This is a genomic window from Dolomitihabitans soli (genome assembly GCF_022213955.1).
Lineage (GTDB): Bacteria > Actinomycetota > Actinomycetes > Streptosporangiales > Streptosporangiaceae > Streptosporangium_A > Streptosporangium_A soli.
Genome location: NZ_JAKNTW010000019.1, coordinates 238,128 through 258,922 on the forward strand (window position 1 = coordinate 238,128; position 20,795 = coordinate 258,922).

At 69.8% G+C, this 20,795-nt stretch carries 13 protein-coding genes; 6 read left to right on the forward strand and 7 right to left on the reverse strand.

Annotated elements, in window-relative coordinates:
• Positions 1-448: 448 nt before the first annotated feature.
• From MBA17_RS31375 to MBA17_RS49770, 3 genes are all read right to left on the reverse strand, one after another.
• Positions 449-1,495 (reverse strand): NAD(P)-dependent alcohol dehydrogenase, encoded by a 1,047-nt coding sequence (locus MBA17_RS31375; protein ID WP_238500352.1) that lies wholly within the window; start codon positions 1,493-1,495, stop codon positions 449-451.
• Positions 1,496-1,600: 105 nt separating this feature from the next.
• The gene (locus MBA17_RS31380) at positions 1,601-3,928 is read right to left on the reverse strand and encodes a rhamnogalacturonan lyase (protein ID WP_238500353.1); all 2,328 of its coding nucleotides are present in this window, start codon (positions 3,926-3,928) and stop codon (positions 1,601-1,603) included.
• Between the two features lie 518 nt (positions 3,929-4,446).
• A complete protein-coding gene (locus MBA17_RS49770; protein WP_455432892.1) occupies positions 4,447-6,462 on the reverse strand; it encodes a family 10 glycosylhydrolase in 2,016 nt (671 codons plus the stop codon).
• 192 nt (positions 6,463-6,654) lie between these two features.
• Between MBA17_RS49770 and MBA17_RS31395 the strand changes: the two genes are divergently transcribed.
• From MBA17_RS31395 to MBA17_RS31410, 4 genes are all read left to right on the forward strand, one after another.
• Positions 6,655-8,157 (forward strand): golvesin C-terminal-like domain-containing protein, encoded by a 1,503-nt coding sequence (locus MBA17_RS31395; protein WP_238500354.1) that lies wholly within the window; start codon positions 6,655-6,657, stop codon positions 8,155-8,157.
• A gap of 280 nt (positions 8,158-8,437) precedes the next feature.
• The gene (locus MBA17_RS31400; protein ID WP_238500355.1) at positions 8,438-8,914 is read left to right on the forward strand and encodes a pyridoxamine 5'-phosphate oxidase family protein; all 477 of its coding nucleotides are present in this window, start codon (positions 8,438-8,440) and stop codon (positions 8,912-8,914) included.
• A gap of 28 nt (positions 8,915-8,942) precedes the next feature.
• Positions 8,943-10,151 carry a sensor histidine kinase gene (locus MBA17_RS31405; protein WP_238500356.1) on the forward strand — a complete coding sequence of 403 codons (1,209 nt, stop codon included), beginning with the start codon at positions 8,943-8,945 and terminating at the stop codon, positions 10,149-10,151.
• On the forward strand, positions 10,148-10,792 hold the full coding sequence (locus MBA17_RS31410; protein ID WP_455432893.1) for a response regulator transcription factor: 645 nt from the start codon (positions 10,148-10,150) through the stop codon (positions 10,790-10,792). Before MBA17_RS31405 ends, MBA17_RS31410 begins: the two co-directional genes overlap by 4 nt.
• 173 nt (positions 10,793-10,965) lie before the next feature.
• Here the strand turns inward: MBA17_RS31410 and MBA17_RS31415 are convergent, their stop codons facing one another.
• From MBA17_RS31415 to MBA17_RS31425, 3 genes are all read right to left on the reverse strand, one after another.
• Positions 10,966-16,176, reverse strand: coding sequence for a tetratricopeptide repeat protein (locus tag MBA17_RS31415; RefSeq protein WP_238500357.1), 5,211 nt, complete (start codon positions 16,174-16,176; stop codon positions 10,966-10,968).
• Positions 16,177-16,856: 680 nt separating this feature from the next.
• Positions 16,857-17,090 (reverse strand): DUF397 domain-containing protein, encoded by a 234-nt coding sequence (locus MBA17_RS31420; RefSeq protein ID WP_238500358.1) that lies wholly within the window; start codon positions 17,088-17,090, stop codon positions 16,857-16,859.
• 161 nt (positions 17,091-17,251) lie between these two features.
• Positions 17,252-18,151 carry a helix-turn-helix domain-containing protein gene (locus tag MBA17_RS31425; RefSeq protein WP_238500359.1) on the reverse strand — a complete coding sequence of 300 codons (900 nt, stop codon included), beginning with the start codon at positions 18,149-18,151 and terminating at the stop codon, positions 17,252-17,254.
• 229 nt (positions 18,152-18,380) lie between these two features.
• Between MBA17_RS31425 and MBA17_RS31430 the strand changes: the two genes are divergently transcribed.
• A complete protein-coding gene (locus MBA17_RS31430; protein ID WP_238500360.1) occupies positions 18,381-18,839 on the forward strand; it encodes an ATP-binding protein in 459 nt (152 codons plus the stop codon).
• A gap of 27 nt (positions 18,840-18,866) precedes the next feature.
• Positions 18,867-19,946, forward strand: coding sequence for a quinone-dependent dihydroorotate dehydrogenase (locus tag MBA17_RS31435; protein WP_238500417.1), 1,080 nt, complete (start codon positions 18,867-18,869; stop codon positions 19,944-19,946).
• On the opposite strand, the gene MBA17_RS31440 is transcribed toward MBA17_RS31435, so the two are convergent.
• Complete coding sequence (locus MBA17_RS31440; protein WP_238500361.1) at positions 19,938-20,774, reverse strand: N-acetylmuramoyl-L-alanine amidase; 837 nt, start codon at positions 20,772-20,774, stop codon at positions 19,938-19,940. The two genes, MBA17_RS31435 and MBA17_RS31440, sit on opposite strands and share 9 nt — an antisense overlap.
• Between the last annotated feature and the right edge of the window lie 21 nt (positions 20,775-20,795).

Sequence of the window (20,795 nt, forward strand, 5' to 3'; positions counted from 1 at the left end):
GATCTTCTTGGTGGCCTTCTTGTCGTCGGTTACCTGATCCAGCTTCTCCATGGTGCCTCCCAGGGATCGAGACCGTTATCGGTGATCATACATATCCGATATTCCAGATGTAAGGGGATATTTATACGCGCGGTTGTCACCTGACCTGGTGGTGTTCGGTGACCGATCGACCATCAGGCTCGCGGAGCTACAGGGGCGTTCGGGACGGCTCGGTACCAGGCAGGCGAACGGCAACAGGCCGCCGTAGGGCGATCTGCCGATCGAGGCCGTACCGACCGTCAGGCAGTTCGATCAGGACTCCGCAGGTGTAGATGAGCACCGGCTTCAGGAAAGGTCGTGCTCACCATCGATGCGATGTCAGGGCCGGTTTGGCGCGCAGTTCGTACGGCACTGACAGGCGGTCGTCTACTGCGCCCAGGAAATCGGTGATGTGAGCTGACCGGCCGCCCTAGTTTGAATGCTCGATAATGATCACGACGTTTCCTGTTTTCTGGCCTGTCTCGACGTAGCGGAAGGCTTCGACGATCTCGTCCAATGGATACCGACGGTCGATGACAGGCTTGAACTCGCCGGACTCGATCAGTTCCTTGAAATACGTCGCCGTCGCCGGGTCGTTCGTCGGGAGGGGAAACACGACCTTCTTGCCGCGGAGCAGCGGAGTGGTCAGTGCCAGGATCGGATTCTGGAGAAATGGGCCCAGGTCAGACGCGACATAGATTCCGCGCGGTTTCAGCAGCCGCCTGCATCGGCCGAACGTGCTCTTGCCGACCGCGTCGATGACGACGTCGTATCGCTGTTCGTCCTTCGTGAAGTCCTCGGCCGTGTAGTCGATGACTTCGTCGGCGCCCAGGCCCCTGACCAGCTCCACGTTCTTCGTCCCGCAGACCGCTGTCACGCGGACGCCGAGACTCCTCAGCAGCTGGACCGCCGCCGACCCGATGGCGCCGCTCGCGCCGTAGACCAGCACGTTGTGGCCGGCCTGGACCTTCGCACTCCTGATGAGCGAGAGGGCGTAGTGCGAACCCTCGATGCTGGGAGCGGCCTCCTCGTAGGTCAGGCCCGCCGGCATGAGCGCGAGCGTGCCGTCCTGCGGAATCGACATGTATTCGGCATGGGCCCCGAACGTGCCGTCGTTGTATCCGAACACCCGGTCGCCGACCTTGAAGGACGTGACGCCGCCGCCCACGGCCTCGACTTCTCCCGCGAATTCGTTTCCGAGGATCGTCACCCTTGGCCTGACAAGCCCCATGAGGAATCTCCAGATGAAGGGCTTGGCGGCCCGCAGGCCGCAGTCCGTGCGATTGACCGTCGCCGCATGGACCTTGACGAGCAGTTCGTCGTCCTTGACCGTGGGCTTCTCCGCCGCTGAGACACGAATCACGTCTGGCGGGCCATATCTGGTGCGAACGGCGGCCTTCATGGCCTGATTGTAACCACCAAATGGAGATCGTATTGAAGTCTCGCGTTCGCAATTCGACTGTTTGCCGGTTGGCAATTGAACACGGCCGCGACGCCGAGTGTCTCGATCGCGAGGGCGGTTCTGGTCAGGAAAGGGCGGGCGCCGGGCCCGGTGGCTTTACCTCCGCCGGGCCCGGCGGCTTTACCTCTGAGGAGTCCAGAAGCGCGGCACGGGGACCCGCGACCAGTCGAGGTCCGAGCCGAAGTAGAAGCTCGGATACGCGGGCTGGTTGTAGGTCGTCTGCTGCCGGGCGACCTCCACCCGGTACTGCGGGTCGTGCATGAGGGTGTACAGCTTGCGGTCCGTCGCCTCGGTGCTGAGGTGGACGCGGATCGCGGTGCTGTCGGCGGTTCGGACCAGCAGTTCCTCGCGCCAGTCGCCGAAGACGTCGGCGACCAGTCCGGGGTTGCCCTTCGTCCCGTTGTTGGTCAGCGTGCCCTCCGCCCTGAGCACGGTGCCGCGCTTCCAGTCGTCGATGGTCGGGGTCTGCAGGACGGTGGTGGCGGTGCCGTTGACGAGCTGGGTGGTCATGTCGGCCGCCCAGCGGATGCTCATGTTGGTGCCCGGAGCGTTTCTGCCCAGGTAGTCGCCGCGAGCCGACCACAGGCCCGCCTGGACCGCCTGGTTGGGGGGCATCGAGGACCACGCCTCGAAACCGCGGATGGCGGGGTCGATGTCGCCGACCATGCCACGTCCGGTGTCCACGCCGCTGTAGCCGCCGAAGAGCACCTCGCCGTCGGCGGCGTCACGCATCGCCCAGCCGCAGGGAGCCCACGGGCCGCCCTCGTGCACCGTCCAGATCTCCAAGCCCGCACGATCGGGGTCGAGGTCGCCGACGTGCATGGCGTCACCGTGGCCCAGCCGGACGTGCTGCCCCGGCACGCTGCTCTCCGGCGGGGCTTCGGCGAACGAGGAGTACAGCAGGCTGCCGTCGTGGTCGATCGTCGCGGCGCCGTAGATGATCTCCTGCTTGCCGTCGCCGTCCACGTCGGCCGCGCTCAGGGAGTGGAATCCCTGGGTGGTGAGGGTGGCGAACTCCGGATCGGTGCCGTTCACTCCGTGCGGCGCCGCGTTGAACGGGTTCGACATCGGCACGTGGCCGCTGTCGACGTACCAGACCTCCTTCAGCTTTCTGCCGTTCCAGTCGTAGGCCACGAGCGTGGAGCGGGTGTAGTAGCCGCGGGCGAAGACGGCGGACGGGCGCCTGCCGTCCAGGTAGGCGACGCCGGCCAGGAACCGATCGACGCGGTTGGCCGGTTCGATGCGGGCCATCGCGTAGTCGCCCCAGAGCAGCCCGTCATCGCCGCGACCGGGCTTGTAGCGAATCGTCTGCAGTTCCCTGCCGTTGGCGCCGTCCAACACCGACAGATACTCCGGCCCGGTGATGACGAAGCCGGCGAACTCCCGCAGCCGGTTGTTGGCGCTGCGGCTGGGCGCGTAGACGTCGACGAAGTGGTTCGCGAGTTCCGTGGCGTCTTCCCGGGAGAGCGGGTAGTCGCGGGTCGGTTCGATGCCGAACGCCTGCTCAAGAGTCGCCGGCCAGCGTCCGGCGACCACCTCGGGATGTTCGTGCCACCCCTGGAACATCTCGACGACGTGGTCGAAGTAGCCGGCGGCGCTCTTGCGATAGTCGTCGGTGTTCGAGTATCCGGCCCGGAGATCCTGCTTGGGCAGGGTGATGTGGCGTTCGGAGGCCACGTCGCCGTTGGCGTGATAGCGGATCATCTTCGTGCCGGGGGCGGTCTTCAGCATCATCTCCGAACGGCCGTCACCGTCGAAGTCGTAGACCAGGAACTGGGTGTAATGGGCTCCGGCGCGGATGTTGACCCCGAGGTCGAGCCGCCAGAGCAGGGTGCCGTCGAGTTCGTAGGTGTCGAGAAAGGTCGAGCCCGTGTATCCGCGCTGGGAGACGTCCTTGGCATTCGACGGGTCCCATTTGACGATGAACTCGTACCGTCCGTCGCCGTTGACGTCGCCGACGCTCATGTCGTTGGCCGAATAGGTGTACGGCTCGCCGGCCGGCGTGACACCGCCGGCGGGTTTCCGCAGCGGCAGGTCGTGAAACGAGCCGGACCACGGCGCGACCGCCGCGCTGCGCCGCCCCTCGTCGCCGTCGACGATCGCGGCCACACGGTACTCGGCGGCGCCGGTGCCGTCGGCATCGCGGTAGTTGGTGCTGCCGGTGACCGTCGCGATCGGCCGCCCGTCCCGGTAGACCCGGAAGTCGGCGCCGGTCATTCCGGTGTCGCCGTGCCCGGACACCTCGTCGCCGAGTAGCCGCCAGCTGAGAAAGACGCCTTCACCGGTGGCCGCGGCGACGAGTCCTCGGTCGAGGTGTTCGAGCTGGACGCCCTTGCCCGGCCGCCCGTGGTCGTTGTCGTCGGCGGCGGCCGGAACGGTTACCAGGGTGGTGCAGAGCAGTGCCGAGGAAACGGCGGTGAGTGCGCGACGAATGCTGGGGGGACTCATGCCACGGGCTCCTAAGGTAAGGCTCGCTGGGGGACGATCCTTATGCGGCACCACAGGTTGCCTCGTGCTTCGAACCGGGTGCCGGGGCTGTGCTCGCTGACGGCTGCGGGGGGCGGGGTGCGGGGTCAGGTCGGCGAATGAGCGAGGCGGCCGATGCGGTGCGTCGATGCGTGGGGGCAGGCGTTCCGCGGGGTTCACTTCCTGCCCCAGGACGGATTAAATCGATACAAACAAAGCGGAGGCTATTGACGACCCGATGGCTTTGTCAAGCGAATGTATGTGCAGTTTTACTGCTAAACCCCAGCTCACAGCGTTGATCTTGTGATGGTGTCCGAGTTTCGCATTCCAGAGCGCCGATGCTAATCCGCCGACCGGACAGCCGATAAACGAAAGGCCTGCACTCTCGCAGGGTCTGGAAGGACACGAACACGCCGGCCGGGGAGGAGCGGTGACCGAAATCCGCGCCGGAAAACCGGCTGACCGCGGGGGGTGAGCCGGACGTCAGCGTGGTGTCGAGGTCAGATCTTCGTGATTCGGACGGCGTCGGCGATGACGTAGCCGGTGGTGGAGGTCCAGCGGCTGACGCCTACGACGTTGCGGGTGCCGGCGGCGAGGGAGAACGTGCCCAGGGTGCGCCACTGGCCGCCGTTGACGCGTTGGTCCACGTTGATGGTCTGGTTGCCGCCGGCGGTGGCCACGATGAACGGGGTCGCGCTGTTGTAGCCGGAATTCGCCGGGTACCAGATCTCGATCCGATAGTTTCCGGCGGCGGGGAGCTGGGCCGCGAACCAGGCCGGGTCACTGGCCGCGACGGGGGAGGCGAAGCGGTAGTCGGTGCCGTGCATCTGGGCGGAGAACGTGGAGGTGCCCCAGGCGGAGCCGGCGGTGAAACCGGGGGCCGCGTTGTCGACGACGATGCTGTCGCCCCCGGTGCCCGTGACGGATCTCCCGGCGCTCGGCGTGCTCTCGTGGTGCGACCGGGAAAGGGCCGTCACGTAGTAGGTGTAGGCGCCGGTGGCCGTGGCGGTGGCGTCGGTGAAGGTGGTCCCCCGGGTGGTGGTGAGGAGGTTGCGGGCGTCGGCGAAGGTGCACTCGTCGGGGGCGGGGGCGCCGTTCACCCGGTAGATCGCGTAGGAGACCGGGGTGCTGGTGCCGCCGCGTTGCCAGGTGAGCGCTACCCCGCCGGAGGTGCGGGTGGCGGCGGTGATGGCGGGGGCGGGCGGCGGGGCGGCGGTGCCGTACGAGGGGAGGAGTGCGGGTTTGGTGTAGTGGTCGGCCGCCAGTCGGGTGATGGCGCCGATGCGGTCGGCCTTGACGTCCTTGGCGCTGAACAGGATGTCGCCGGCCACCTCCGGGTGCTGCCGGTTGTAGCGGAGGTGGTCGCTGAGCTCGGCGGTCCGTTGCCAGGCGGCGTCCTGGCCGCTCGCCCCGGCCCGGTAGGCGGCCTGCCCGACGAGCAACTGGACGCCGGTTCCCCGCACCGTGGCCGCCCACCAGGCGGTGAGGGTCTCGTAGTCGGCGGTGGCGAAGCCGATGTGCCAGTAGATCTGCGGTGCGATGTAGTCGACCCAGCCCTCCTTCACCCAGCGCCGGGTGTCGGCGTAGATGGCGTCGTAGGACTGCATGCCGGAGGTCTGGGAGCCGAGCGGGTCGGTGGCGGAGTTGCGCCAGATGCCGAACGGGCTGACGCCGAACCTGACTTCCGGCTTGGCCGTGTGGATCCGCTGGTCGAGCTCCTTCACCAGCACGTTGACGTTGTCGCGCCGCCAGTCGTGGATGGAGGTGAAGCCGCCGCCGTACTGGGCGTAGGTGGCGGCGTCGGGGATCGTCTGGCCGCTGACCGGATAGGGATAGAAGTAGTCGTCGAGGTGCACGCCGTCGAGGTCGTAGCGGGTGACGGCGTCCATGACGGCGGTCTCGATGAAGGTCCTGACGGCGGGGATTCCCGGGTTGTAGTAGAGCTTGCCGCCGTACGCGAACCGCCAGCCGGGGTTCTGCCTGGCGGGGTGGCTCGCCACGAGCCGGGAGGCGTCGGCGTGGTTGGCGATCCGGTAAGGGTTGAACCAGGCGTGGAACTCCAGGTTGCGGGCGTGCGCCTCGGCGACCATGAACGCCATCGGGTCGTAGCCCGGGTTCACTCCCTGGGTGCCGGTCAGCCACTGCGACCACGGCTCGTGGGGTGACGGCCAGAACGCGTCGGCCGTGGGCCTGACCTGCACGACGACGGCGTTCATGCGCCTCTGGACGGCGAGGTCGAGCCAGGCCCGGAACTCCGACTGCTGCGCCTGGACGCTCAGGCCGGTCCTGCTCGGCCAGTCGATGTTGGCCACGCTGGCGATCCACATGCCCCGGAACTGGCGCTTCGGGGTGGCCGGGTCCGTGGTGCAGGCGAGCGTTGCCGACGTGCCCGCCGCCGGCGGGGAGACGACCTCGGACGCCGCGGCGGGCGCGACGCCGGTGGTGAGGGCGAGCAGGAGAGCCGTGATGCCCATGGTCGGGAGCCGCCACCGCCGGGCCGCGCGATACGTCGTCACAGAAAGAAAGTTTCAACTTCGCAACCCGAAAGCGCAACAGTCTTCACTATGTCCGTTTTACGCCGTTTCTTGCCCCTTCGCGATAAGGGAGAAAATTTTCGTCCACAAACTCGGTAATGTCAATTATCGACATTTGTCATGAGATGCACTTACTGTGCATGCCAGTTGGCACCCCCCGATCGAGGAGCGATCATGACGCTCACCCGCACCCGATTAGTCGCCATCCTGGCCTGCCTCGCCGCCGCCCTCCTGGTCCTCGCCGGCCGTCCGGCGGTCGCCGTCGCCGACGAGCCGCTGGCCGGCGCGTTCGACCGCGCCGCCTCCGCCCACGACGTGCCCAGGGACCTTCTGGTCGCCCTGGCCTACGCCGAGACCCACCTCGACGGCCACGGCGGCGAGCCCAGTGCCAGCGGCGGGTACGGCGTGATGCACCTGGTCAGCAACCCGACCACGCACTCCCTCGAAAAGGCGGCCGAACTCACCCGCCTGCCGGTCGCCGACCTGCGCGCCGACACCGACGCCAACATCCTCGGCGGCGCCGCCGTCCTGCGCTCGTACGCCGACGAACTGGGTCTCGACGAGACCGCGCGCAAGGACGCCGGCCGTTGGTACCAGGCGGTCGCCAAGTACGGCAACGCCTCGACCGACGACACGGCACGCCTCTACGCCGACACCGTCTACGAACTCCTGGGCACCGGCCTGCAGAGCGCCGGCGTCACCGTCAAGCCGCAGGAGGTCACCGCGGACCGGGGCCGCCTCGCCCGGACGCGCGACCTCAACGCGGCGGCCGCCGGCCCGGACTACCCGCCCGCGGCCTGGGTGCCCGCCTACTCCGGAAACTACGCCGTCGCCAACCGGCCGTCGAGCTCCGCGATCGACCGGATCGTGATCCACGTGGCCCAGGGCTCGTACGCCGGCACCATCTCCTGGTTCCAGAACGCGAGTTCCAACGTCTCGTCGCACTACGTCGTACGCTCCTCCGACGGCGCCGTCACCCAGATGGTCCGGCACAAGGACGTCGCCTGGCACGCCGGGAACTGGAACTCCAGGTCCGTCGGGATCGAGCACGAGGGCTTCGTCAACAACGCCTCGTGGTTCACCGACGCGATGTACCGCTCCTCCGCCGCGCTGACCCGCGCCATCGCCGACAAACACGGCATCCCCAAGGACCGCACACACATCGTCGGACACAACCAGGTGCCCGGCGCGACGCACACCGACCCCGGCCCCAACTGGAACTGGGCCAAGTACATGGAGTACGTGACCGGTGGCGGCGGCACCCCGTCCTGGACCGTCACCCTGGACAACGCCACGGCGGGGCAGTTCACCGCCAGTGCGAACTGGGGCACGTCCGCCTTCTCCGGCCAGCGTCACGGAGCGGACTACCGGTTCGCCACTCCGGTCGCCGCCAGCGACCCGGCCTGGTTCCGGACGAACATCCCCGTCGCGGGCACCCACCGCGTCGAGGTCTGGTACCCGGCGGACCCCGGCTACAACAGCTCCGCCCCCTACATCGTGGCCGCCACCGGCGGTAACCAGACGGTCTACGTCGACCAGCGGTCCGGCGGAGGCGGCTGGCACACCATCGGCACCTTCTCCCTGAACGCCGGCGACCAGAACATCGTCGGCGTCAGCCGCTGGACCTCCGGCACCGGCTACGTCATCGCCGACGCCGTCCGCATCTCCCGCCTCTGACCCGAGGGGCACGGCCCGCGCCTTCTTCCCCTGAGGCGCGGGCCGTACCTCATGTCGCCCTGCGTAGCCGCAACGTGCTACATGCTTTGCCCTTCGGTCAGGGGCACATCTGAGGCGATCTCGGCTGCTGGAGCCGGTGAACGTTACTGGACGCATGTCGGCCACCGTCCGGGGTCGTAGGTGTATCCGCCCCCAGGAGGAACGACCTCTCGCCTGGGGACCGATGTGCCACCCAGGACCCGCTTTCTAAGGTCGTCGTATAGACCCAAGGAGGCTGGACATGTCAGATCAGAAACAACAGGCGATCGTACGGCGGGTCATCGCGCGCGGGAGCTTCTGCACCATCGCGACGTCGTCGTCGGCGAACCGGCCGCACATCGCGGGCGTGCTGTACGCCGAGGCGGCAGGGCACCTCTACATGAGCACCTTCGAGAGCAGCGTCAAGGCGCGCAACATCCGGGAGAACGGCCGGGTCGCCGTCTGCGTCACGGCCCGGCGCTATCCCTTCGTCCCGCCGTTCAGCCTGCACTTCCAGGGGCGGGCGGAACTCATCCCCGGGGACGACCCGCGAATCGCCGAGCTGGTCGAGGCCGGGAAGCTCAAGGCGATCACCTCGCACGGGGAGCTCGACCTGCCGGGCAACTGCTTCATCCAGGTGACCCCGTCGCGGAGGGTCTCGACGTTCGGGTTCGGGGTGCCGCTGCGCACGCTGATCCGGGATCCGCTCGGTGGCGGGCGCAGCGTGGAGATGGTCTGAGAAGCAGGTGGCTGGCACCATGGACGTCATGAGCCCGCCCCCCGGTCCGCCCGCCCCCGACTGCTCGTGGGAGCAGGATCTGCAACGCGCCGGGGTCACCGAGGAACGGCCGGCCGGTCTGAGGTACGGCACGCCGTTCCTCTCGCTGGCGATGCTCGCCGCCGCCGCGGTGACGGCGGTCCTGTCCGGGGATCCGGGTGTGGCCGGGCTCGCCCTGCTCGCCGTGGCGGCCGTGCCCTGGCTGGTCTGGCTGCGCGCCGACAACGGGCCGACATGGACCTTCGCCGCCGCGACTCTCACGCCGCTCGCCGTACTGGGGATCGGGCAGGAGTTCACCGGTGCGCTGAGCCTGGGCGGCGAGGTCGCCTACCGCCTGGCGACCTTTCCGGTCCTGCTGGTGGTGCTCCTCACCATCGCCTCCGGCTCCACCCGGATCGCGGTGGGCACGACGATCGCCGGGTACGCCGCCTTCGGGGTGCCGCTGTTCTGGGGGGACGCGACCATCGGGGTGACGTGGCACATGGGCTTCGCGTTCTGTGTGGCGGCCGGGTACGCGGTCAAGCTGACGTACATCGCCACCGCGAAGATCGCGGAGGCCAGGCAGGCGCTCGCCGCGCAGGCCGCGGCCGAGCAACGCCGCCGGGTCGCGCAGGACGTCCACGACGTGGTGGCGCACACGCTGGCCGTCACGATGCTGCACATCACCGCCGCGCGGATGGCGGTGCGGCGGTCCTCGCCCGCCGAGGCGGAGGAGGCGCTCGAGGAGGCCGAACGGCATGGCCGGTCGAGCCTGGCCGACATCCGGCGCATCGTCAGGTTCCTGCGTTCCGACGAGGTCACGGCGGTGGACGCCGCGCAGCCCGGTCTCGACGACATCGAGGCGCTGGTCGACAGCTACCGGGCGGCGGGGCATCCGGTGCGGCTGTCCCTCGCGATCGACGAGCGGTGCTCCTCGCCCGCCGCCGAACTGGCCGTCTACCGTGTCCTGCAGGAGGCCCTGGCCAACGCCGCCCGGCACGGCAGCGGCCCGGCGACGGTCACGTTGCGCGTCGCCGACGGCGGGATGTCGCTGCAGGTCGGCAACCCCGTCGGCCAGCGCGCCGCCGGACCGTCCCAGGGCAGCGGGCTGATCGGCATGCGGGAACGGGTCGCCGCGGCCGGCGGTGTCATCGAGACCGGTGCGCGGGACGGCCGGTGGCTGGTCCAGGCGAGCCTTCCCATCGAGGCGGCGGCGTGATCCAGGTGCTGCTCGTCGACGACCAGCCGCTGGTGCGGGCCGGACTGCGCCGCATCCTCGAACCCCAGGACGGCATCGCCATCGTGGGCGAGTGCGAGGACGGCGACCAGGTGGCCGCCGCCGTCGACCGGTGCCGGCCCGACGTGGTGGTGATGGACGTCCGGATGCGCCGGATGGACGGCGCCGAGGCCACCCGCAGGCTCCGGGCGAGGGAAGGGGCGCCGCCCGTCCTGATCCTCACCACCTTCGACGACGACGACACCGTGGCGGCGGCGCTCGGCGCGGGAGCCGCCGGATTCGTGCTCAAGGACGCCCCCGGCGAGGACATCGTCAGGGCCACCACGACCGTCGCCGAGGGCGGCTCCTGGCTGGACCCCCAGGTGGTCGGCCGGGTGCTCGACGCCTACCGGCGCGTCGCCGGCCGCCACGGGAGGGCCGGCGCGATGACCGATCTGCTCACCCAGCGGGAGCACGATGTGCTGCGGCACGTCGGCAGGGGCGCCACCAACGCCGAGGTGGCCGCCGCCCTGCACGTCAGCGAGGCGACGGTGAAGAGTCACCTGGGCCGCATCCTCACCAAGCTCGGCCTGCGCGACCGTTCGGCCGCCATCGTCTTCGCTCATGACCAGGGTCTCGTCTAGCGGTGGTTAGGCTCGGAGGTATGAAGCAAAAAGTAGTGGCCCTGACACTGATCCTCGGCCTCGTCGCGATGAGCGGTCTCGCCGTGGTCATGTCCTGGCTGTCGGGCTGAGCCGTACCCGGGCTGAGCTGTACGGGCGAGCTGTTTCAGGACGCGTTGGCAGGATGTGTTGGTTCAGGACGGGAGTTTGCGGAGCAGGAGTTCCGCCTGCGGGCCGAAGGTGGGGTCGCCGGTGGCGCTCGCCCGGATGAGGAGGTCGCGGGCGGCCGTGAGGTCGCCGTCCTGGTGGCGGATCTCGCCCAGGCGGCAGGCGGCCTCGGCGACGAGTTCGGGCTGGTCGGTGCCGCGCAGCGTGAGTTCGTAGTACTTCAGGGCGCCGTCACGGTCGCCGAGCCAGTAGCACAGCTCGCCCAGATGGGCGGCGGCGAGCGGGGCCTCCGTGGGGTCGCCTGAGTCGATCACCCGCTGGTACCAGGGGAGCGCCCCGGCGAAGTCGCGGCTCCGTTTGGCGAGGGCGCCGAGATACATGGCGGCGAGGGCCGCGATATGCGTCTCCTCGGCGTCGATCGCACCCAGGTAACACTCGCGCGCGCGCTCCTCGTCGTGGTCGTGATACGTCTGGCCGAGGCCGATCATGGCTCGCGGGGCGAGGCTGCGGTGACCGTCGGCGATCACCTGGCTGTAGGCGTCCCTGGCCTCGCCGATCTGCCCGGCGTCCGTCAGGTTCTGCGCGAGCAGGGTCAGCGCGATCGGGTCACCCGAGGTGGCCGCCTCTTCGAGGGCGGCGGCGGAGACGCCGGTGTCGAGCAGGGAGTCGTCGGCGAGCAGCCGTACATGCAGGTCAGGATGGTCGCGGAGACGTTCGCGCACGTGCCGCTGGGCGGCGTCGCCGCACTCCTCCGCGAGGTCCAGCACGTCGGCGGTCAGCCCGAGGTCGAGCAGGAGGTCCAGCGCCACGATGACCGTCTGCTCGTCCCCCGCCTCGAACGCCGTCCCGGCCACCCCGGCGATGTTGTTCAACGCCCGCTGCGCCTCCGTCTCCAGCTCGGGCGGCGCGTCCGGCCCCAGGTCCGCCGCCGCGGCGCGGGCGAAGGCCGTCGCCGCCCGCCGGAGCGCGCCGATCTCCGCGAGCAGAGCGCCCAGGGCGTTCCCCGCCCGGACCGCCACGGACGGCTCCGCATGGTGCGCGGCCGTCTCCAACTCCGCCATGGCCGCCGCGTCGTTGCCCCGCGCGTGCAGCACCCGGGCCAGCTCGACCCGTGCCATGCCGGAACTGTACGGGTCGTCGCCCGCGACGGCCCGCCGCAGGTGCGCGAGGGCGCTCTCGTCGTCGCCGGCCGCCTCGCTCACCCAGCCGAGCATCCGCTGGGCGAGGGCGGCCACCTCCACGTCGTCGAGTTCCGCCGCCCGTACGGCGAAGCCCGCCAGGTCCGCGTGCTCGCCATGCCGCCACAACAGCAGCATGAGCTGCACCAGCGCGTCCGGATCGGCGGCCGCCGCCTCCAGGACCTGCCTGGCGCCGGCCACGTCACCGCGTCTCTCCAGCAGATCGGCGAGGCGGATGCCCGGATCTCCCGTGTCGCACGCCGCCCGGTAGGCGGCCAGCGCGGCCTCCTCGTCGCCGAATCGCAGACGCCAGTCGCCGATGTGACTCCAGGCCCTGCGGGTCGTGTCCGCGTCGCCGCAGGAGACGGCTCGGTGGCACAGCATCTCCGCCCTGCCGTACTCGCCGTCCTCGGCCAGCAGGCCGGCGGAGCCGATCAGGGCGCGTGCGGCCGTTGCGCCCGCCGCGTGTTCGCCGACCAGGGCGAGCAGTTTCGCACCCTCGTCCCGATCGCCGGAGTCCAGGCAGTCGTGGGCGCATCCGAAGGCCATCTCGCACGCCTTCGCACCCTCGTGCCCGGAGAACCGGCCCAGCAGGGTGGCCACGGTGGGCAGGTCGAGGTCGTGCAGGGCGAAGGCGAACTCGGCCAGCCGCGGCGAGCCGTACAACTCGGCGAGCAGGCCGACGTCGCGGGTCAGCAGGCCGTGTTCGAGCGGGGTGGCACGGCCGAGGCGGTCCCGGGCGCGGGTGGCGATGACCGCCCCCTCGTGTTCGGCGGCCCGCTCGAACGCCTGGCGCGCGCCGTCGGCCGCACCGGCCGACTCAAGACACTCGCCGAGCGCGAACCAGGCCCACGGGGCGACGTCGGGGTCCGCGGCGGCGCGTTCGAGCTCGCGGCGAGCGCCCGCCACGTCCCCGGTGCGCGCGAGCAGGCAGCCCAGCGTGTACGTGGCCCGCGCGGCGACCTCCGGGTGAGTGGCCGCGCGCCGCTGCGCCTCGATCGCGCCCTGCGTGTCCCCCGCCTCCTCAAGCACCACCCCGAGGTTGAAGGCCGCCACCGCGCCCTCCGTACGGCGGAGCACCGCCGCCGCCCCGAGGTGGTCGCCCGCCTCGGTCAGGGCCTGGGCGAGATCCAGGTCGTCGTCGGTCGCCTCGCGGGCCGCGTCGATCTCGCCCAGCCGTACCAGGACCTGGCACAGCGAGAACGCGGAGCGCTCGTCACCGGCCTCGACAGCCGCCCGGTACGCCTCGGCCGCCCCCGCGAGGTCCCCGCGCGCCTGCCGTACGTCGCCGATCCCCTTGAAGGCCGGCCCGACCAGAGCGGAGCGCTCGCCGACGTCCGAGCCTGGGTCGGTGTCCGAGCCCGGACCGGTGTCCGAGCCCGGACCGGTGTCCGAGCCCGGACCGGTGTCCGAGCCCGGACGGGCGTCCAGGGTCGGGCGGGCGTCCAGGGTCGGGCGGGCGTCTGGGGTTGGACGAGTGTCCGAGCCTGGGTCGGCGTCTGAGGTCGGATGGGTGTGCGGGGTCGGATCGGTGTGTGCGTCCGGGGCGGGATGCGGGGGCGAGTCCGTGTGGGGGGACGAGCCGGGATGCGGGGTCGAGTTTCCGTCCGGGTCCGGGGCGGGAGGGGAGTGGGGGTTCGGGGCCGGGTGGAGGCCCGCGGCTTGTTCGAAGGCGGTGAGGGCGCCGTCCAGGTCGCCCAGGTCGTGCCGCAGCGCGCCGAGCATCAGCAGGGCGTGAGTGGCGTCCGGCTCGGGCCCGCCGTACGCGACGATCGACAGCGCGCCGTCGGTGGCGGTGAACCGGCCGCCGCGGTGCTGGGCGTCGGCGACCTCGCGGACCAGCAGGGTGGCCATGGTGTGCCGGGAGTCGCCCCGTGGCAGCCGGGCGAACGCCGCCGCCGCCTCCGCGTGGTCGCCGCCGAGCAGCGCGCGGGCGAAGATCCCGCTGTCGGCCAGTTCCTCGTGGGTCTCCGGCACCAGGTCGAAGGCGGCCCGCGCGCCGTCGAGGTCGTCGAGCCTGACCCGGGTGAGTCCGAGCAGCCACGCGTTGCGCGGTGCCTGTAAGGGGTCGCCGCGCTCGACGACCCGCTCGTGCAGCCGGGCCGTGCCGACGAGGTCGCCGAGACGTTCCAGCAAGGTCAGCAGCCGGGTCTCCGCGCCGCGGCTCAGCCCCGGATGGCCGGAGTCGATCACCGCCTCCAGCACCTGCCTGGCCTCCTGGTCCGCCAGCACCAGCGCGAGCTGGAACTTGACCCAGGGGTCGAGCGCGGGGTGGCCGTGGCGCAGCGCGTTCCGCAGCACCTCGACCGCCTCGTCCTGTTCGCCCTGCCCGTGCAACGCCTCGCCGAGCACGATGCCGCCGAAGGAGACGGCCAGCGCGTCGCCCGAGCCGACGGCGTCCCTCAGCAGGGTCACCGCCTCGGACAGTCCGTGCCCGAGCGAGGCCAGCATCTGCGCCCAGATCACGCGGGCCACCTCGTCGCCCGCGTCCATCGCCGCGCGGTAGCGGGCCATGCCCTGTTCACGGCCGAGCCGCTGGTGCTCGGCGAAGCCGAGGATCACCGGATGGAGATCGCTCTCCGAGGTGCCGAGCAGGGTCAGGAAGAGCGTGGCCAGCAGCCCGGACTGCCTGTCGTCGACGCCCGAGTTCTCCGCCGTGTCCCCGAGCAGTTCCTCGGCCTGCTCGCGGTCGCCCTCAAGGAGTTCGAGGAGGGCCAGCGCGATGGCCGCCCGGCCGGACTGCCCGGCGACGTCCGCGTCGATCGCGCGGCGCAGCGCCGTACGGGCGCCGGGCAGGTCGTCCTGGCGCAGCCGGTCCAGGCCCAGGTCGGCGTCCACGAGCGCCTGCTCGGCGACCGGATCGGCGAGCGGTTCCCGGCTCGCCAGGTGGTGCAGGACCAGCCCCGCGTTGAAGGCCGCGTCGCCGTCGCCTTCGGCCGCGGCGCGCAGGGCCTCGGTGATGAGCGAGCGTTCCGCCGGATCGCTCGCGTCCTTGTGCAACTCGGCCAGCCGGAGTACGGCATGCGGCGCCCACTCCGGGTCGCCGGAGGCGATCACCTCGTGCCAGGTGGCTATCGCGATCCGGGTGTCGCCGCTCTCGTGGGCCAGCGTGGCGAGTTTGGTGCGCGCCTCCACGATGTGGTCGGGATGGCCGCTGGCCACCACCCGCTCGCACAGCGCCCGGGAGCCGGCGAGGTCGCCCAGCGTGTAGGCGACCTCGGCCTCGCGAAGCAGGGCGGGCAACCGGACCTCGGCCCGCGGGTCCTCGGCCGCGCGCCGGTACGCCTCGCGGGCCTGGGCGTGCTCGCCCAGATCGACGAGGACGCCGCCGAGTCCCTGGTAGGCCATGGCCAGGTGGTCGGGATGGCCGACGGCGATGGCCCGTTCGATCACTTCGCGAGCCGCCTCGAACTCCGCGCGCTCGGTGTAGAGCAGGTAGAGGCGGAACGCGGCGCGCGAGACGAGGTCGGGGTCGCCGCAGGTCAGGACTTGGCGGAAGACCGCCTCCGCGGCGGCGTCCGAGCCGTCCTCCAGGAGTTCCTCGGCTCGCAGCAGGGTCGCGAGCGCGGCGTCCGACTCCGCGGGCGGCGCGGGCAGGGAGAGGTCGGCGAGGAGGTCGCCCATCTCGGGGTCGTCCGCTCGCTTGGCCCGCTCCAGGGCGGCCCGCGCCCCTTGGACGTCGCCGAGTTCGATGTGGACGTGCGCGAGCGCGGCGTCGGCCAGCGCGGCGAGTTCGGGGTCGGCGCCGGCGGCGGCCAGGGTCAGCGGCCGGTGCGCGGCGGCCCACTCGTGGTCGCCGATCAGCAGCATGCCCAGTGAGAGCGCGGACCGCTGGGCGAAGATCGGGTGCCCCGACTCCAGGACCGAGCGGTGCGCGGCTCGCGCGCCTCCCATCTCACCCTGGTCTTCGAGCACGCCCGCCAGCAGGTGGACCGCCTCGGCGGCCAGCTCCAGATCACCGCAGGCCGCGACCTCGCGCAGGCCCGCCGCGGCCCCCTCCAGGTCGCCGTCCTCCCATGACCGCCTGGCCGTCGCGAGCCGATCGGTCCATGCAGACATGACGTGCTCCGATTGATGGTCGAGGATGTGTCCGGGCCCCGCGTGCGTGATCAGCGTGCGAAGCACGCAGGAACCTACACTCCCACCCTCACGCGTGAGTTGATAAATCGGGAAACGCGGAAATTGCGTAATTATCGCCGACCGTGGACTCGTATCAGCGCCACCGGATGAATGAGGAGACCGGGGCGGAACAGTCCGGCTGGGAGAGCGCTCTCACGTGCCTAGTCCTTCAGCCATGCGAGTTGGTTAAATAAGGATTTATCCACTCAAATCGGCTGCCAGGGTGGCGGTCGGCGCGGCCGTGGTCGAGCCTCGGGCCTTCGGGGGGCGGTGGTCGACGAGCACGGGGACAGTCTCTCGGCGCGTGACGGGTGGAGCGAGGTGCGCATCGGCGGGATCGACTTCCGGGTGTCGGAGATCTGCGACCGGTGCGTGATGACCGCTTTCGACCCGGTGGTCCAGCAGGGCGGCAGAAGCCGATCAGAACACTGTCAAAACACCGCAAATGGGATGGCAAGACCTGGGATGGCAAGACCTGGTTCAGCAAGACTGGTTCGGCAAGACCTGGTTCGGCATCCGCCTCGTGCCGCGCCGTACGGGGGAGCTTCGGGTCGGTGACCCGGTGGCTGCGCTGACCGGGCACGGGTCCGAGGGCCCGCGCCCGGCGCGCTCGTCCCGGCTCAGACGATCAGATCGTCGAACTCACCGTCCTTGGCGCCCATGATGAAGGCGGTGATCTCAGCCGGGGTGTATATGAGTGCGGGCCCGTCGGGATGACGGGAGTTGCGGAAGGCGACGTCGCCGCCCACCAGCGTCGCTACTTCGACGCAGTTGCCGTTCGGGTTGCTGTGCCGGCTCTTCCGCCAGGTGGCGGCCAGCCGGTCGGCGGACACGCCGTTGAAGACCTCGTCCATTCCGTCTCTCCCCGAGATCACGAGTGCGTACGAATGCACGTGCATTTGCGCTTGCAGACCGCAAGATACGGCATCCGGGCCGGGAAAGTGTGATCAATGAGGTGATAGATGATCGATCAATGGCGGCGACAGTGACAGCCCCTGGTTCCTCGGGGGAATCGTCAGTCGGACAGTTCGCCGAGGAGCTTCTCAAGGAACCGCTTGCTGGTCGCGGCGGAGTCGGCCTGCACGCAGAGGCGGTCCATGACCTGCATGTATCGATCGGTTTCTTCTTGTTTGTCCAAGTAAAGGGCGCTTTCAAGCTGTTCCATGTAGACCACGTCGGGCAGCTCGCGCTCGTCGAAGCGCAGGATGCTGAACGGGCCGCCGGCGGCCGCGTGTCCGCCACGGTCGAACGGCACGATCTGCAGAGTCACGTTGGGCAGGTAGGTGATCTCCAGCAGGTGCTCGATCTGGCGGCGCATCACCTCTTTGCCGCCGTGCGGGCGGCGCAGCGCCGCCTCGTCCATCACGGCCCACAGCGCCGGGGCGTCGGGATCGGTGAGCCGCCGCTGCCGCCGCAACCGCAGATCGATCCGGCGGGCGAGCTCGTCGTCGGACGCGGTGCCGTGCGCCAGCATGATCACGGCGCGGGCGTAGTCGCAGGTCTGCAGGAGGCCGGGGATGAACTGGATCTCATAGGACCGGATGGCGGAGGCCGCGCCCTCCAATCCGACATACACTTCGAACCATTGAGGTAGTAGGTCGTTGTACTTATGCCACCAGCCGGGAGTGTTGGCCTGCCGGGCGAGGACGAGCAGCGTGGACTGCTCCACGGTGTCGGTGACGCCGTAGAGCGTCAGCAGGTCGGCGACGTCGCGCTCCTTGAAGCTGACCCGGCCGAGCTCCAGGCGACTGATCTTGGCGTGCGACCCACGAATGGCGTGACCTGCGGCTTCGCGCGAAATGCCCCTGGCTTGGCGGAGCCGCCGCAACTGGGCTCCCAATAAGATCCGCAGGATGGTGGGCCCTGCGGCCGACTGGTGGGGTGTGGCCTCGGTTATCGCCGGTTGTGTGATCAACGTGTTGCTCCCTGCCAAGCCAGTTGAACAATCAAGCAGTCTCTCATGAATCCCTCTCACTGCACAATCAACTGCATGTGCATCTGCACATGCATCTGTAACTGCCGGAAGAACTTGCATCAGCATCCCTCCGATGTACTTGCATCACAGTTAAGCTGCGAGCAAAGATGGACTACTGAAATGCCTTGCCCGACCGCGCGCAACATCTCGATCGCCCTGGGGACCATCCATGACGACACCTGTAGCACGCCGGCAAGCCGCGACGGGGGAGCCACCTCCGGGGTGGCTGCTCACCGCTCTGGTGAGCAATGCCAACGCCGAGATCCCGGACCTTGACACCCGCGATCCCGCGTCCGCTGCCGTTGCGCGGGAGTTCGCCACCTCCCTGCTGTCCGAGTGGGGTGCGGGTGACCTGGTGTTCGACGCTCAGGTCGTCATCTCCGAGCTGGTCACCAACGCGATCCGGCACGTGGGCGGTGTGGTGCGGGTCCGCCTGATCCGCAACGGCGTCAACCTGGCCTGCGCCGTCACCGACTCCAGCGCCGCGCTCCCCGTCATGTCGGAGGAGGAGGACTGCTTCGCCGAGTCCGGCCGCGGCCTGCACCTCGTCGATGCGCTCTGCTCCTCCTGGGGCTGGATCCAGGTCAACGACCACGGCAAACTCGTCTGGGCCGTCCTCACCCGCTGAGCCTGGTCACGGTAAGCTTCACCGTTGATGTATCGACTCGTGTTCACGCAGATCCTGACGCGGTACGACGCCGAGGCCGTGCACCATCTGACGGTCAGGGCGCTACGGCTGCTCTCGGTCCTCCCGCTGGTCAAACGCCTGCTGTACGGCAGGCTGGCCCCCCGCGACCCGGCGCTCCGCGTCCAGGCGTTCGGTGTGCACTTCCCCGGTCCCCTCGGCCTGGCCGCCGGCTTCGACAAGGACGCGGGATGCGTCGAGGCGATGGCCGCCTTCGGCTTCGGCCACGTCGAGGTCGGCACGATCACCGCGCACCCCCAGCCCGGCAACGCCCGACCACGGCTGTTCCGGCTGGTCAAGGAGCATGCCGTGATCAACCGGATGGGCTTCAACAACGCCGGGGCACAGGCCGCCGCGCGCAGGCTCCGCAGACCGCGCGGCCTCCCGGTGGTGGTGGGCGTCAACATCGGCAAGACCAAGGTGGTCCCCGAGTCCGAGGCCGTCGACGACTACGTGACCAGCGCCAAGGAGCTGGCCCCGCTCGCCGACTACCTCGTGGTGAACGTCAGCTCGCCGAACACCCCCGGCCTGCGTGCCCTCCAGGCCGTCGATCTGCTGCGGCCGTTGCTGGAGTCGGTCAAGCAGGTGGCCGACGGCACGCCCCGCCGTACGCCGCTGTTGGTGAAGATCGCCCCGGACCTCGCGGACCAGGACATCGACGCGGTCGCCGACCTCGCCCTGGAGCTGGGCCTGGACGGCATCATCGCCACCAACACCACGATCAGTCGCGAGGGTGTCAGCAGCGCCGAGACCGGCGGGCTCTCCGGCCGCCCGCTCAAGGCCCGCTCCCTCCAGGTCCTGCGCAGACTGCGAGCCCGCGTCGGCGACCGTCTCACCCTGGTCTCCGTCGGCGGCGTGGAAGACGTCGACGACGTCTGGGAACGCCTGCTCGCCGGAGCCACCCTGGTCCAGGGCTACACCGGCATGATCTACGGCGGGCCGCTGTGGGCGGCCCGCATCCACCGCCAACTCGCCCGCCGGCTCCGCCGCCACGGCGCCACGTCCGTCCAGGAGATCATCGGCCGTACGGCGGGCAAACCATCAGTTTAGGTATTTCTGCAGGCCGTCGGCCAGGGAGGTGGCCATCTTCTGGCGGAACTTCGCGGTCTGGAAGGCGGCCGCCTCCTTCGCGTTCCGCATGTTCCCGAACTCGACGAAGATCTTGGGCACGGTCGAGAGGTTGAGCCCGCCGAGGTCGTTGCGGAAGTCGAGGCCCTTGGCACCGATATAGGTGGAGTACGGCTGCCCGCCGGACTTGAGCGCGTCGCGGACCGCGATGCCGAGCTTGCGCGAGTCGCCCACCACCGGATCGACCGGCCCGTCGATCTTCTTCGGCATGATGACGTGGAAACCGTGGTTGCCCGCGGCGGATCCGTCGGCGTGCACCGAGATCGCCGCGTCCGCCTTCGCCTTGTTGCCGATCGCGGCCCGCTGGGTGATGCACGGGCCGACACCGGTGTTGTTGGGCCGGGTGAGCTTCACCGTGGCGCCGCGGTCCTTGAGGATCTTGACGAGGCGCTGGGAGACGTCCCAGTTGAAGGCGGCCTCGCTGTAACCGTTGTTGGTGGAGGTGCCGGTGGTGTCGCACGGCTTCCACTTGGTGAGCACGTTCACCTGGCGGTTGATGACCTTGGGGTTCTTGTAGTTGCCCCCGTTGTGACCTGGGTCGATGACCACGGTCTTGCCGGCCAGCGGTTTGGCGCTCACCCCTCCGGAGGAGGGGGGAGTGGCCATCGGTTCCGCGGCGGCGGTGGCGGCGGCGGTGGCCGAAGGTGCGGGCAGGGAGCCGGAACCATTGGCGACGGCCCCGCCGCAGGCTGTGGTCAGCCCGCACAGGGCGGCGACTGTGGTGACACGTGCTCGACTGATCACTTTCATCCCCCTACACCCAAAAGCTAT

Bases quoted from the DNA above. Each gene is read 5' to 3' on its own strand.
- MBA17_RS31380 (WP_238500353.1), bottom strand. From the start codon at position 3,928: ATGAGTCCCCCCAGCATTCGTCGCGCACTCACCGCCGTTTCCTCGGCA.
- MBA17_RS31395 (WP_238500354.1), top strand. From the start codon at position 6,655: ATGACGCTCACCCGCACCCGATTAGTCGCCATCCTGGCCTGCCTCGCC.
- MBA17_RS31400 (WP_238500355.1), top strand. From the start codon at position 8,438: ATGTCAGATCAGAAACAACAGGCGATCGTACGGCGGGTCATCGCGCGC.
- MBA17_RS31405 (WP_238500356.1), top strand. From the start codon at position 8,943: ATGAGCCCGCCCCCCGGTCCGCCCGCCCCCGACTGCTCGTGGGAGCAG.
- MBA17_RS31415 (WP_238500357.1), bottom strand. From the start codon at position 16,176: ATGTCTGCATGGACCGATCGGCTCGCGACGGCCAGGCGGTCATGGGAG.
- MBA17_RS31420 (WP_238500358.1), bottom strand. From the start codon at position 17,090: ATGGACGAGGTCTTCAACGGCGTGTCCGCCGACCGGCTGGCCGCCACC.
- MBA17_RS31430 (WP_238500360.1), top strand. From the start codon at position 18,381: ATGACGACACCTGTAGCACGCCGGCAAGCCGCGACGGGGGAGCCACCT.
- MBA17_RS31435 (WP_238500417.1), top strand. From the start codon at position 18,867: ATGTATCGACTCGTGTTCACGCAGATCCTGACGCGGTACGACGCCGAG.
- MBA17_RS31440 (WP_238500361.1), bottom strand. From the start codon at position 20,774: ATGAAAGTGATCAGTCGAGCACGTGTCACCACAGTCGCCGCCCTGTGC.